The sequence below is a fragment of the Pseudomonas sp. Bout1 genome, from assembly GCF_034314165.1.
Taxonomy (GTDB): domain Bacteria; phylum Pseudomonadota; class Gammaproteobacteria; order Pseudomonadales; family Pseudomonadaceae; genus Aquipseudomonas.
The window spans coordinates 5,226,464-5,239,545 of sequence record NZ_JAVIWK010000001.1; the positions used below are offsets into that span (position 1 = coordinate 5,226,464).

Sequence of the window (13,082 nt, forward strand, 5' to 3'; positions counted from 1 at the left end):
CTCCATCAGGTCACCACTTGGTACTGAAAGCGATCCGAACGGCTGGTGGACTGCGCCAGCTCCACCGGGCGGCCGTCGCGATCGCGGGAAAGGGTGAATACGGTCAGCGCCGGCAAGTGCCGGGGCATCATCAGCAGCGCGGCTTCGTCGCGGTTGGGCAAGCGCGCGCCGATCAGGCTTTGGGTGCGGGTCAACGGCAGGTCGCGCTCACGCAGGTACTGGCGCAGAGAGCCACCGTTGTAGTCCGCCAGCAGCGGCGCATGGCTGGCGCAGTAGCGATGGCGGATCAGGCTGACGGGCTGGTGGTCGAGCTTGCGCAGGGTTTGCAGCTCGATCATTGGCGCCATCTCGGCGATGCCCAATTGCTGCGCTTCATCGCGGCTGGCGAAGCAGTAGCGGCGCTTGAGCAGCATCGCTTCCACGCCCACGCCTTGGGCCGACAACGACTGGCTGTAGGAGGTCTCGGGGCCCATCGGGTATATCAACGGGCGGTCCAATACCTGGGTGCCTTTGCCCTGGCGGCGCAACAGGCTGCCTTCGAACACCAGCTCATCGATGGCGCGGCGCAAAGTGTGGCGGTTGACGCCAAACCGTTCGGCCAACTGCACCTCGCCCGGCAGGAAGTCGCCGGCCTGGTAGCTGCTGAGTTCGCGGCGCAGGATGTCGGCGAGTTCGCGGTACACCGGCTCATCTTGTCTAGACAACTGCATGCTTAAAAAAAGCGCCCAGGGGCACCCCTCCGTCGTCAGATGAACTGCTTGCGCAGGCGTTGGGACAACACGTCGATACAGCTCACCACCACGATGATCACCAGCAGCACCGCGCAGGTCTGCACGAACTGGAAGGCGCGGATGTTTTCCCACAGGATCACGCCGATCCCGCCGGCACCGACCATCCCCACCACCGTGGCGGAGCGCACGTTGGCTTCGAAGCGGTAGAGCGCATACGAGACCCACAGCGGCATCACTTGCGGGATCACGCCGTAGATCACCTCTTGCAAGGCACTGGCGCCGGTGGCTCTTACGCCTTCAACCGGGCCGGGGTCGATGGCTTCGACGGCTTCGGCGAACAGCTTGGCGAGGACGCCGGTGGTGCTGATCCACAAGGCCAGGACACCGGCAAAGGGACCGAGGCCGACGGCGACGACGAACAACATCGCGAAGACCATTTCGTTGATCGAACGGAACGCATCCATCACCCGGCGCAGCGGCTGGTGAATCCACCAAGGGGTGATGTTGTCGGCGCACAGAATGCCCAGCGGCACCGAGCAGACAATCGCCAGCACCGTGCCCCAGAGGGCGATTTGCACGGTGACGATCATCTCCTTGAGGTAGGAGCGCCATTCGTGGAAGTCCGGCGGAAAGAAGTCGGCGGCGAAGGTCGCCATGTTTCCGGAGTCGCGGTACAGCGCCAGCGGGTTCATCTCGGCGCCGTGCCAGGCCCAGGCCAGCACGATCAGGAACAGGCCCCAGCCCAGATATTGCGGCCAAGTCCTTTTACCCACTGCTTCAGCATGCAAGGTAGTCATGGGTCACTCTCAATAAGTGTGTGGGCAAGGCTTATGTGGGAGCCGGGCTTGCCCGCGATAGGATCGACTCGGTTTTACTGTCAGACCGAGTTGCCTGCATCGCGGGCAAGCCCGGCTCCCACATAAGCCCGCGCCTACAGGGGGTTAGCCGTTGGCAGCGGTTTTTTTGTCCAGTTCGGTGATGCGCTGTTGCAGCTTCGCGAGGTCGGCGTCGATGTCGGCGAGCTTCTTGGTCTTGTCGGCCGCTTCCAGGTGATCGTCGGCGCTGATGGTGGTGCGCTGCTTGAACAGCTCCAGTTGGCGGATCGGCAACAGCTGGTCGTCACTGGACTTGAGGAACTTGCCCAGTTGCATGTTCTTGAGCACGGCCTTCTCTTCGTCGGTGTCACCGTAGTGGGCGAAGAAATCGCGGATCTTGGCCTTCTCGCTGTCGCTCAGGGCCTTGCTCCACACCATCGGGTCGGCGGGGATCAGCGGCGACTTCCAGATCACCTTGAGCATTGCCGCTTTGTCCGGCTGAGTGACAGCCAGGCGATCCCAGCTTTCGGTGTTGAACGTGGCGACGTCCAACTGCCCCTTGGCCACGCTCAGTGCGTTGACTTCATGGCTGGAGTTGAGGGTGCGTTTGAAGGCGGTGGCGGCGTCGACATGGTTCTTGGCGAACACGTAGTAACCGGGTACCAGGTAGCCCGAGGTGGAGTTCGGGTCGCCGTTGCCGAAGGTCAGGTTCTTGGCATTCTTGAGCATGTCTTCAACGTTGTTGATCGGGCTGTCCTTGCGCACGATCAGCACGCTCCAGTAACCGGCGGCACCGTTGGCGGCGGCGGTCTGGGCGAAGATTTCGCCGTTGGAACGGTCCACCGCTTCCATCGCGGCCTTGTTGCCCAGCCAGGCCACGTCGACCTTGTTGAAGCGCATGCCCTGGATCAGGCCAGCATAGTCGGAGGCGAAGGTGGCGTTGATGGTGAGGCCGGTCTTGGTGTGCATGTCATCCAGAAATGGCTGCCAGATGCTCTTGAGGTTCTGCGAGGACTCGGTGGACATGATGCCGAAATTGATCGCCTTGTCGGCGGCCTGGGCATTGCCCATGGCCACGCTGGCGAGCAAGACGGCGGACAGAAACACATGACCGATACGGTTCAACATGGAGAGGATTCCTGTGGGTCGTTAATAGGGTTTCAAGCGCGAGCCAGGGCCAGCCGTGCGGGGACGACGGTGGTGCGGGTCTGGTCGGAAAACATCAGGCTGGTGTCGACATCGGCACCGTACAAATCATTGAGGAACTGGCTGTTCAGCTCGCTTGCCTGCCCATCGAAATGAATCCGCCCGCCCTTGAGCGCCACGGCTCGCGGGCAATAACGCATGGCGTAATCGACTTGGTGCAGGGTGACCACCACGGTCTTGCCGTCGCGGCCGTTGATGTCGGCGAGGATCTCCATGACCTTGCGCGCCGATTCCGGGTCGAGCGAGGCAATGGGTTCATCGGCCAGGATCACTTCGGCGCGCTGGGTCAGGGCCCGGGCGATCGCCACGCGTTGCTGCTGGCCGCCGGACAAAGTAGAGGCGCGTTGTGCGGCCAGGTCCGCCAGGCCGACGCGGGCCAGGGACTCCATGGCGAAGTGTTTTTCCTCGGCATTGAACAACCCGAGGTTGCCGCGCCAGCGCGGCATGCGGCCCAGGCAACCGAGCAGCACGTTGTCGAGCACGCTCAGGCGGTTGACCAGGTTGAACTGCTGGAAGATATAGCCGATGTCGGCGCGCAAGCGTCGCACCTTGCCATTCAACCGCCCGCTGGCCTGCACTTCCCGGCCCAGCACCTTGACGCTGCCGCCGTTGCTCTTGTCGCAACAGGCCAGGCCCGCGAGGTGGCGCAGCAAGGTCGACTTGCCGGAGCCGGAAGCGCCAATCAGCGCGACCATCTCACCGGTGCCAACGGTGAGTTCGAGGTCGACCAGTGCGGATTTTTTCGCAAAGGTCTTGTTCAGATGATCGACATGGATAGCTGGAGTCATGGGCTTCTCTGTCTGGTTGAACAGCCGTCCGTGGCTGCGTTTGAGTTCAAACGACAGTAGGCGCGGGAGGTGTCAGACCTATGACTTGCACATGACGGGAGTAAAACTGTTTGATGAAGGTTTGATGAAAGGTTGGAGCTGACGCTGAATACCTAACCTGTGGCGAGGGAGCTTGCTCCCCCACAAGGTCTTCACCCTGCATTGGAAATGTGCCGGACTGTGGTGCAATAGCTGGCTTCGAATAGGTGCAAGAGGGCAGTGTGATGGGAAAAGACAAGGCATGTCCGGTCGTTCTGCGAACCCGCCAATCCCTGGAAATCCTCGCCTTCAAACACCCATTGGCCGGTCTTCAACTGGTCAAGGGCAGCGTGGAGCCAGGCGAAAGCACCGGCGCAGCTGCGATTCGGGAATTACAAGAAGAAGCCGGGATAACCGGCAAGGTGATACGTGACCTGGGCACTTGGCACTCAGCGTCCACGGGGCATACATGGGCCTTTCACCAATGCCAGGTCGCGGAAGAGCTGCCAGATACCTGGACGCATTTTGCAGAGGATGATGGCGGCCACGAGTTCCAGTTCTTCTGGCACTCACTGGCGGGCGAACCGTCAGAAGAGTGGCATCAGGTGTTTAAAGATGCCTTGAGTTTTCTAAAACCGCGCCTTGCCGAGATCTAACTGCCAACATACATCCAATGTGGGCGCTGGCTTGCTGTGGTGAGGGGGCTTGTCCCCCGTCGGGTTCACTACAGATTGATGGGGCTGCTTCGCAGCCGAGCGCGGGGCAAGCCCGCTCACCACAGCAAGCCAGCTCCCACATTTTGATCTTCATCAGGTCCAAATTCGTCGGTGTTATTGGGCGGTGCGTGCCCGCAATCGCGGCATCACAAAATCCAGAAACGCCCGCAGCTTCAGCGGCAATGGCGACTGCCCTTTGTGCACCAGGCTAATGGGCAGCGGCGCCGACTCATACGCCTCAAGCACCACCGCCAGTGCCTCTTCCCGCACCGCATCCGCCACCTGATACGACAGCACCCGAATCACCCCAACCCCCAATGTCGCCGCCGCAATCGCCGCTTCCGCGGTGTTGACCGACAACCGCGAGTGCACCGGCACCGAGACCCCGGTTTTACCCGCGCCAAATCCCCAAGCCCCTTGCGACGCCAGCACTTCAAAGGTGATGCAGTCATGCCCTGCCAAGTCCTGAGGTTCAGCCGGTACACCGCGAGCGGCCAGGTACGCCGGGCTGGCACACACCACGCGCCGCACCGCGCCCACTTGCATGGCCTTGAGCGAGCTGTCGGGCAGTTCGCCAATCCGCACGGCCACATCGCAATGCTCTTCCATCAGGTGCACGACGCGGTCGGTGAGGATCAGGTTGATGTCGATCTGCGGGTACTGCGCGAGGAATTCCGCCACCACCGGCACGATGTGCAGCCGCCCGAAGACCACGGGCGCGGTGACCACCAACTCGCCCCGGGGCTCGGAATATTCGCCGGTAGCGGCGCGCTCGGCCTCGCTGATGTCTTCAAGGATGCGCCGGCACGCCGCCAGGTAGGAGCCACCCGCATCGGTCAACGACAATTGGCGCGTGGTCCGGTGCAAAAGGCGGGTTTTCAAGTGCGTCTCAAGCTCGGCCATCTTGCGGCTGACACTGGCCAGCGGCATGTCGAGGCGCCGCGCTGCAGCCGTCAGGCTGCCCGCATCAACCACGGCAACGAAGATGGACATGGATTCAAGGCGGTTCATGGCAACCTATCAAATTCTGGAAGGATGATTCCAAATCCTAGGGGATTATCCTGCCAAGCGCGAGTGCGTAACGTTGGCCACTCATCTCCTTCCCGGAGATCTGCATTGAAGGAGAGCGCCGTGAGTGGCCTGCCGATGACATCCGAACCTTCCACAGCACCTGCGGTTGCGCCGCGCGGCAAGATCATCATGATGGCGGTGATCGCCGGCGCGGTGATTACCAATATTTACTGCACCCAGCCGATCCTGCCGCTGATCGCTTCGGACATGGGCGTGGACGTGACCACCGTCGACCTGGTGGCCGGTTCCGCCCTGCTGGGGTTTGCCACCGGCTTGGCGTTGCTGCTGCCGATGGGCGACCGCTTTGACCGGCGCAAGCTGGTGCTGGGGCAGATCGCGCTGGCGTTCTGTTTCGCCCTCGCGGCCGCGTTTTCACCAAGTATCTTGGCGTTGATCGGGGCGTCATTCGGCTTGGGGATTGTGAGCTGTGTACCGCAGCAACTGGTGCCGTTTGCGGCGGTGATGTCGCAGCCCCATGAGCGAGGGCGCAATGTGGGGACAGTGGTCAGCGGGATCATGGTGGGGATTCTGCTCGGGCGCACTATCGCCGGTGTAGTCGGTGAGGCTTATGGCTGGCGGGCGGTGTACGCGATGGAAGCGGCCTTCATGATTCCGGTGTGGATCGCTGCGGCCAAGCTGCTGCCACGGGGCGTGCCTAGCACCAACCTGTCTTACCCTCGCCTGCTGGCCTCGCTGTGGCCGCTGATGCGCGATAACAGCCCGATTCGCCAATCGATGATGGTGCAGGCGTTGTTGTGGGCTTGCTTCAATGCGTTTTGGGTGAATCTGGCGGCACTGTTGGCTCATGGGCCATGGCAATTGGGCAGCGCCTGGGCCGGTGGTTTCGGGATTATTGGTGCAGCTGGTGCGCTGGCCGCTTCGCTGGGTGGCCAGGCGGCGGACCGCATGGGTTCACGCACAGTGATTGGCGCCAGTATCGGCACCGTGACCGTGGCCTATCTGATGCTGGCGGGTGCCGAGACATCGCTTGTCTTGCTGGTGCTGGGGGTGATTGTGCTGGATATCGGCGTGCAGGCGGGGCTGGTATCTAACCAGACGCGAGCGTTTGCGGTGGACCCGAAAGCCCAGGGGCGCATCAACAGCCTGTACATGACCGCAACGTTTTTTGGCGGCGCGGTGGGTGCCACGGTCAGTGGCTGGTTGATGACGCGGCTGGGCTGGTCGGGGATTGTCGAGTTTGGTGTGGCGCTGGGGGTGATTGCTGGCGTGATCCATTGGCTGAGTGCGCCGCATCGGGCGCAAGCACGAGCGTAAGGCTGAACCAACACAGTAAAAGAATGGCGCGCAGCCAATGGCCTTCCGGGTTTCAAGGACAACTGATGTTCTACCTGCGGGAGCCTGGCTTGCCCGCGATGGCGGTGTGTCAGGGGGGATGCGCGACTGACACATCGCCATCGCAGCATAGGTGCTACACAAATCTTGCAAGCAGACCAAAGTCCTTTGTGGTGAGCGGGCTTGCCCCGCGTTGGGCTGCGAAGCAGCCCTAAAACCAGGCGCCGCACTTCGCCTGATACTCTGCGGCGCCTTATTGGGGCTGCTTCGCAGCCCAACGCGGGGCAAGCCCGCTCACCACAGGGGTACTGGGCAATCCTGGGAAAATGTGTGGGTACACACAGCTATCACAGGCAAGCCCACTGTTGTGCCTTGTTGTGGGGTAGGCCGTATTCCACAGCCATGAAAAAGGCGACCCGAAGGTCGCCTTTTTTTATTGCGCGTACTGCTTGCTCAACCCCGGCGGTACGCCATGGATATCGGTCTCTTCCCACGGCCCGTTGGGGCTGATGGAGCGGCTCCAGCCGTTGCTCCAGCGGTAGTAGGTGCGCTGGCGGTAAAACGTATCGTCCTGCTCGTCCAGCACGTACACCTGCATCTTGCCGTCCCAATGGCTCGCCGCACCTGGCGGCGGTGCGAAGGTCGGTGAAGAGCTAGGCACCGGTTTCGACGGCTTGATCACTGGCCCGGAAGGCTGGGTGCTCGGCTGGGTCGACGGCCCGGTGGGCGGGATGGTCGGCCCGGTAGGCGACGCAGGCCGCTGAACCGCACAAGCACTCAACCCCAGTACCAGGCAGAGCAGGGTGATACGCGCGATGGCGGTCATGGGCATTTCCTCGAATTAGTGGTCCGGACTGTCAATGGTCAGCTGCTGCAGCGCAGTAGTGCTGCTGGCCAGCGGTTGGCTGCGGCCGATCCACTCGCCAGCTGTCGGAACACCTGCCCGGGATATGCGCGCAACCAGTTGGACTTCGGGAAAGTTGGACAGTTTCAACTGCGGCATCATCGCATCAGAATCACCCAGTTCGACGGTGATCGGCAGGTCGGCCACAGTCACGCGCTTGGCGGCCAACGGCGCCGGCGGGCCTTTCACGGCACGGGCGAAGATGAACACGCTGTCGGTCGGCAAGGCCTTGGCCTTCACATCGGCAGCAAGGTCGACGCGAACTTGCATCTGTTTTTGTGCCTTCACGGGCGCCACGCTACCGCCGCTCTCTTTGAGCTTCTCGGCGGCGCGGTCGATCCCGCCTTGCAGCGCGGCACGGGAGTTGTCTTCCGGCGGCAGTTGCGCCAGCAGGCGGTTCCAGTAGTCGATCGCTTCCTGGTAACGCTGGCCTTCAAAGGCTGCGATACCCAGCAGGCCGAGGCTGGTGACTTCTTTCGGGTCGAGCTTCAGCGCTTCGTCGGTCAAGGCCTGGACCTTGGGCGACCACTGTTTGTTGTCGGCAAAGTACTGCGCCTGGGCCCACTGGCCGAGCAACTCAGGCTGGCGACCGGCCAAGGCCACGGTGCGCTCGAAGACTTTGGCCGCATCGGCCGAACGGTCCTGGGCCATGTAGGCGCGACCGAGGAAGTACAAGCCTTCCGGCGAATCCGGTTGGGCCGCTGCTGCACGCTCCAAGCGGCGGGTCATGTCTTCCATGGACACCGGCGGCTGGGAGAATTCGCGAGTCAGTTCGACCTTGTCGCTGGCCCCGTAATGCAGGTACAGCACCACGCCCAGCACTGGCACCAGAAAGGCTGCGAGCAAGGGCAACGGTTTGCCGAGGCGCGACTCACGAGGCTTTTCCACACCTTCGGTATCGGCCAGCAACTCACGTGCCGCTTCAGCGCGGCCGCTGTCCAGTTGCGCCGCATCCAGCACGCCTTCGGACTGCTGGGTTTGCAGTTCTGCCACGCGTTCTTGATACAGCGCCACGTTCAGCGCGGTGCGATCCTCTTCACGCTGGGCGCGGCGGCCGCGTAATACCGGGATCAGCAGGAAACTCAAGGCAATCAGAAGCAGCAGACCGGCTGCGAGCCAGAAATCAATCATCAGTTTTTTTGTCCAGCAGTTGGTCGAGGCGTTGACGCTCATCGACGGAAAGCGAATCCGAGCCATCGGCCGGGGCGACACGCCGGCGGCGCACAATCACCGCCATCACCACCACTCCCGCGAGCAACAGCCCGGCGGGGCCGAACCACAGCAGCGCGGTCTTGCCGGTAAGCGCCGGTTTGTAGCGCACAAAATCACCGTAGCGATCGACCATGAAGTCGATGATCTGCTGATTGTCCTTGCCCTCGCCGAGCATGCGGAAGATCTCTTTGCGCAGGTCGGCGGCGATCGGCGCGTTGGAGTCGGCGATGTCCTGGTTCTGGCATTTGGGGCAGCGCAGTTCCTTGGTCAGCTCGCGAAAACGCTCGCGGTCACCGTCCTTGGCAAATTCGTAGGTGTCGATGGCCGCGTGAGCCACACCGACCATGCTCAAGCCCAATACAGCGGCGGCTAACCAACGCTTCATGGCTTGGCCTCATCCACCAGCGCCTGGTACTTGGCGGCCAGTTGCTCGCGCCACACCACTTCGTCGATCACACCCACGTACTTGTCGCGGATCACGCCCTTGGCGTCGATAAAGAAGGTTTCCGGGGCGCCGTATACGCCAAGGTTCAACCCGAGGTTGCCGTCTTCGTCGCGGATATCCAGCTGGTAGGGGTTGTGGAACTCGGCCAGCCACTTCAAGGCGGCAGCATTGTCGTCCTTGTAGTTGATGCCGTAGATCACCACGCCGTTTTCGGCCAGCTTGTTCAGCACGGGGTGCTCGACGCGGCATGAAATACACCAGGTGCCCCACACGTTGACCAATGCCGGTTTGCCCAGCAGATCAGCCTGGGTCAGGGTCTTGTCGCCCTGCACGGTCGGCAGGGAGAACGCCGGGAATGGCTTGCCGATCATGGCCGACGGCAGCTCGGCAGGGTCCAGGTACAGGCCGCGATACAAGAACACCGCCACCACCAGAAACGCCGCCAGCGGTAACACCATCAACCAACGCTTCATACTGGCGCTCCTTGCAGGCCGAGGGCTTCACGCACCCGGCTCTTGACCTTGACCCGGTAACGCCGGTCTGTCGCTGCCAGCAAACCACCGAAACCGGTGAGCAAGCCGCCGAACCAGATCCAGCGCACAAACGGTTTGACGTGCACCCGCACGGCCCAGGCGCCATCGCCCAGCGGTTCACCCAGGGCAACGTAGAGGTCGCGGGTGAAACCGGCGTCGATCCCGGCTTCGGTCATCATCGAACTTTGCACGGTGTACAGGCGTTTTTCCGGGTGCAGCAGGGCCACTTCCTTGCCGTTGCGCACCACGCGTACGGTGCCTTTGTCGGAGGTGAAGTTGGGGCCTTCAAAGTGCTTGGCGCCTTCGAAAATGAAGTGGTAACCGGCCAGGTCCATGGACTCGCCCGGGGCCAAACGCAGGTCGCGCTCGGCGCTGTTCTGGCTGGACAACACCACGCCCAGGGCGCACACGGCGATGCCGATATGCGCGACCTGCATGCCCCAGTAGCTGCGGGTCATGCTCGGCAGGCCCTTGATCAGGCCTTTGTGGCGGGTCTTGTCGATCAGGTCGCGTACACCGGCCAGCAATACCCAGGCCGCGAGCATGAAGGTGGCGAGCACGGCCCAGTTGAAGTCGCCGTAGGCAATACCGGCGATCACCGCCAATGCGGCGCTGCCGAGCAGTACCGGCGCGAGCATGCCCACCAGCCATTTCACCGGGGTGTCTTTCCAGCGCACCAATACGCCGACCGCCATCACCACCATCAGCAGCGCCATCAACGGAATGAACAGTGCGTTGAAATACGGCGGGCCGACGGACAGTTTGGCGCCGCTCAGGGCATCCAGCGCCAGCGGGTACAGGGTACCGAGAAGGATCATCGAAGCCGCCACCACCAGCACCAGGTTATTACCCAGCAACAGGGTTTCCCGCGACCAGAGGTTGAAGCCGACGTGGCTCTTGACCACTGGCGCGCGCAAGGCAAACAACGTCAGCGAGCCGCCGACCACGAACAGCAGGAAGATCAGGATGAACACGCCACGCTCCGGGTCGGAGGCAAACGCGTGAACCGACGTGAGTACGCCGGAACGCACCAGGAAGGTACCCAGCAGGCTCAGGGAAAACGCGGCGATGGCCAGCAACACGGTCCAGCTTTTGAACACGCCACGTTTTTCAGTGACCGCCAGCGAGTGAATCAGCGCCGTACCCACCAGCCAGGGCATGAAGGAGGCGTTTTCCACCGGGTCCCAGAACCACCAGCCGCCCCAGCCAAGTTCGTAGTAGGCCCACCACGAGCCCAGGGTGATGCCGATGCCGAGGAACGCCCAGGCGACGATGGTCCAGGGCCGCGACCAGCGCGCCCAGGCCGCATCCAGGCGCCCGCCGAGCAAGGCGGCGATGGCGAAGGCGAAGGCCACCGAGAAACCGACATAGCCCATGTAGAGCATCGGCGGGTGCACGATCAGCCCAATGTCTTGCAGCAGCGGGTTGAGGTCGTGCCCATCTACCGGGATCTGCGGCAGGATGCGGGTGAACGGGTTGGAGGTCATGATCAAAAACAGCAGGAAGCCGATGCTGATCATGCCCATCACCGCCAGCACCCGGGCCAGCATCACTTGCGGCAACTGGCGGGAGAAGATCGAGACGGCAAAGGTCCAGCCGCCGAGGATCAACGCCCACAGCAGCAACGAGCCTTCGTGGGCGCCCCACACGGCGCTGAATTTGTAGTACCAGGGCAAGGCGCTGTTGGAGTTGTTGGCCACATAGGCGACGGAAAAGTCGTCGGTCATAAAGGCGTAGGTCAGGCAGCCGAAGGCGAACACCAAAAACGCGAACTGGCCCCAGGCGGCCGGCTGGGCCAGGCTCATCCACAGGCGGTCACCGCGCCAGGCGCCCAGCAATGGGACCACGGCCTGGACGATGGCAAAGCACAGGGCGAGGATCATCGCCAACTGGCCAAGCTCCGGAATAAACAGTGCGGACGTCATGACTTAGCCCTCCTTGGCGGGGGTCGGGGCGGATTGGCCGCTGTCTTTGAGGGCCTTGGTGACTTCCGGCGGCATGTATTTTTCATCGTGCTTGGCCAGCACTTCATCGGCCACCACCACGCCGTCGGCGTTGAGCTTGCCGAGGGCGACGATGCCCTGCCCTTCGCGGAACAGGTCCGGGAGGATGCCGCGGTAGGTGATGGTCACGGACTTGTTGAAGTCGGTGACGATGAATTTGACGTCCAGCGAATCGCCGGAACGTTGCAGCGAGCCTTTCTCGACCATGCCACCGGCACGAATTCGCGTGTCCAGCGGCGCTTCGCCGTTGGCGATTTGGGTCGGGGTGTAGAACAGGTTGATGTTCTCCCGCAGGGCGCTCAAGGCCAGGGTCACGGCAATGCCGACACCGGCCATGATGGCCAGGATGATCAACAGACGCTTTCTACGCAGCGGATTCACTTTTCGGTCTCCCGGCGCAAACGACGCGCCTCTTGTTGCAGGTAACGCTTGCGGGCCAGGATCGGCGCGACGACGTTGAGGGCCAGCACCGCCAGGCAGATGCCATAGGCCGTCCAGACGTACAGGGCATGATGGCCCATGGCGAGAAAATCACTGAAAGAGTTGAAGCTCATCCACGGGCTCCCAGGCTGTTTTGCACTTCGGCCTTGACCCAACTGGTGCGGGCTTCACGCTTGAGCACTTCGAGGCGCATGCGCAGCAGCAGCACGGCACCGAAGAAACAGTAGAACCCCAGCACCATCAGCAGCAGCGGCGCCCACATTTCCACGGGCATCGCCGGCTTTTCGGTAAGGGTAAAGGTGGCGCCCTGGTGCAGGGTGCTCCACCACTCCACCGAGTATTTGATGATCGGGATGTTGATCACGCCGACAATCGCCAGCACCGCGCAGGCCTTGGCGGCGCTGTCACGATTACTGATGGCGTTGCCCAGCGCAATAAGACCGAAGTACAGGAACAGCAGGATCAGCATCGACGTTAGTCGCGCGTCCCACACCCACCACGAACCCCAGGTCGGCTTGCCCCAGATCGCGCCGGTGACCAGCGCCACGGCGGTCATCCAGGCGCCGATGGGCGCGGCACATTGCAGGGCAACGTCCGCCAGCTTCATCTTCCACACCAGGCCGACAATGCCGCACACCGCCAGCATCACGTAGCAGGACTGTGCCAGCATCGCAGCGGGAACGTGGATGTAGATGATGCGAAAGCTGTTGCCTTGCTGGTAGTCCGGCGGCGCGAAGGCCAGGCCCCAGACCAGGCCGATGCCGATCAGCAATACAGCGGCGATGCTCAACCACGGCAGCAGTTTGCCACTGATGCCGTAAAACCATTTGGGCGAGCCGAGCTTGTGAAACCAGGTCCAGTTCATGCTGTTTCCATCACGGTTGCTGCTCGTCGTTGCGAGCAGCC

At 62.4% G+C, this 13,082-nt stretch carries 15 protein-coding genes and 1 pseudogene; 3 read left to right on the plus strand and 13 right to left on the minus strand.

Annotated features, from left to right (window positions below; genetic code table 11):
* Window positions 1–5: 5 nt before the first annotated feature.
* The 4 genes from phnF to phnC form a co-directional block, all read right to left on the minus strand.
* Window positions 6–710, minus strand: coding sequence for a phosphonate metabolism transcriptional regulator PhnF (gene phnF, locus RGV33_RS24040; RefSeq protein WP_322146577.1), 705 nt, complete (start codon window positions 708–710; stop codon window positions 6–8).
* Window positions 711–745: 35 nt separating this feature from the next.
* Window positions 746–1,528 (minus strand): phosphonate ABC transporter, permease protein PhnE, encoded by a 783-nt coding sequence (phnE, locus tag RGV33_RS24045; RefSeq protein WP_322146579.1) that lies wholly within the window; start codon window positions 1,526–1,528, stop codon window positions 746–748.
* 144 nt (window positions 1,529–1,672) lie between these two features.
* Window positions 1,673–2,674 (minus strand): phosphonate ABC transporter substrate-binding protein, encoded by a 1,002-nt coding sequence (phnD, locus tag RGV33_RS24050; RefSeq protein WP_322146581.1) that lies wholly within the window; start codon window positions 2,672–2,674, stop codon window positions 1,673–1,675.
* 32 nt (window positions 2,675–2,706) lie between these two features.
* A complete protein-coding gene (gene phnC / locus RGV33_RS24055) occupies window positions 2,707–3,540 on the minus strand; it encodes a phosphonate ABC transporter ATP-binding protein (RefSeq protein WP_322146583.1) in 834 nt (277 codons plus the stop codon).
* Window positions 3,541–3,803: 263 nt separating this feature from the next.
* On the opposite strand from phnC, the gene RGV33_RS24060 reads away from it, so the two are divergent.
* Window positions 3,804–4,214 (plus strand): NUDIX hydrolase, encoded by a 411-nt coding sequence (locus tag RGV33_RS24060; protein WP_322146585.1) that lies wholly within the window; start codon window positions 3,804–3,806, stop codon window positions 4,212–4,214.
* Between the two features lie 174 nt (window positions 4,215–4,388).
* On the opposite strand, the gene RGV33_RS24065 is transcribed toward RGV33_RS24060, so the two are convergent.
* Entirely contained in the window at window positions 4,389–5,285 is an 897-nt protein-coding gene (locus RGV33_RS24065) for a LysR family transcriptional regulator (protein ID WP_322146587.1), read from the minus strand.
* A 120-nt stretch (window positions 5,286–5,405) separates the two neighbouring features.
* On the opposite strand from RGV33_RS24065, the gene RGV33_RS24070 reads away from it, so the two are divergent.
* Both RGV33_RS24070 and RGV33_RS34350 read left to right on the plus strand, forming a co-directional pair.
* Window positions 5,406–6,620 (plus strand): MFS transporter, encoded by a 1,215-nt coding sequence (locus RGV33_RS24070; RefSeq protein WP_416152083.1) that lies wholly within the window; start codon window positions 5,406–5,408, stop codon window positions 6,618–6,620.
* A gap of 9 nt (window positions 6,621–6,629) precedes the next feature.
* Window positions 6,630–6,686: pseudogene (locus RGV33_RS34350) on the plus strand (bacteriocin immunity protein); the annotation flags it as partial.
* A gap of 385 nt (window positions 6,687–7,071) precedes the next feature.
* Here RGV33_RS34350 and RGV33_RS24075 read toward each other — a convergent pair.
* The 8 genes from RGV33_RS24075 to RGV33_RS24110 are packed head-to-tail and all read right to left on the minus strand — an operon-like array spanning window position 7,072 to window position 13,041.
* On the minus strand, window positions 7,072–7,464 hold the full coding sequence (locus RGV33_RS24075) for a hypothetical protein (RefSeq protein WP_322146589.1): 393 nt from the start codon (window positions 7,462–7,464) through the stop codon (window positions 7,072–7,074).
* Window positions 7,465–7,479: 15 nt separating this feature from the next.
* Complete coding sequence (ccmI, locus tag RGV33_RS24080) at window positions 7,480–8,673, minus strand: c-type cytochrome biogenesis protein CcmI (protein WP_322146591.1); 1,194 nt, start codon at window positions 8,671–8,673, stop codon at window positions 7,480–7,482.
* Window positions 8,666–9,139: a cytochrome c-type biogenesis protein gene (locus RGV33_RS24085; protein ID WP_010166149.1), complete on the minus strand. Its 474-nt coding sequence runs from the start codon at window positions 9,137–9,139 to the stop codon at window positions 8,666–8,668. Before RGV33_RS24085 ends, ccmI begins: the two co-directional genes overlap by 8 nt.
* Entirely contained in the window at window positions 9,136–9,672 is a 537-nt protein-coding gene (locus tag RGV33_RS24090; RefSeq protein ID WP_177087617.1) for a DsbE family thiol:disulfide interchange protein, read from the minus strand. The genes RGV33_RS24085 and RGV33_RS24090 overlap by 4 nt, the downstream gene beginning before the upstream one ends.
* A complete protein-coding gene (locus RGV33_RS24095) occupies window positions 9,669–11,657 on the minus strand; it encodes a heme lyase CcmF/NrfE family subunit (protein WP_322146594.1) in 1,989 nt (662 codons plus the stop codon). Before RGV33_RS24095 ends, RGV33_RS24090 begins: the two co-directional genes overlap by 4 nt.
* Window positions 11,658–11,660: 3 nt before the next feature.
* The gene (gene ccmE, locus RGV33_RS24100; protein ID WP_008434786.1) at window positions 11,661–12,116 is read right to left on the minus strand and encodes a cytochrome c maturation protein CcmE; all 456 of its coding nucleotides are present in this window, start codon (window positions 12,114–12,116) and stop codon (window positions 11,661–11,663) included.
* On the minus strand, window positions 12,113–12,289 hold the full coding sequence (ccmD, locus tag RGV33_RS24105) for a heme exporter protein CcmD (protein WP_322146597.1): 177 nt from the start codon (window positions 12,287–12,289) through the stop codon (window positions 12,113–12,115). Before ccmD ends, ccmE begins: the two co-directional genes overlap by 4 nt.
* Window positions 12,286–13,041 carry a heme ABC transporter permease gene (locus tag RGV33_RS24110; protein WP_322146599.1) on the minus strand — a complete coding sequence of 252 codons (756 nt, stop codon included), beginning with the start codon at window positions 13,039–13,041 and terminating at the stop codon, window positions 12,286–12,288. Before RGV33_RS24110 ends, ccmD begins: the two co-directional genes overlap by 4 nt.
* Window positions 13,042–13,082 lie beyond the last annotated feature (41 nt).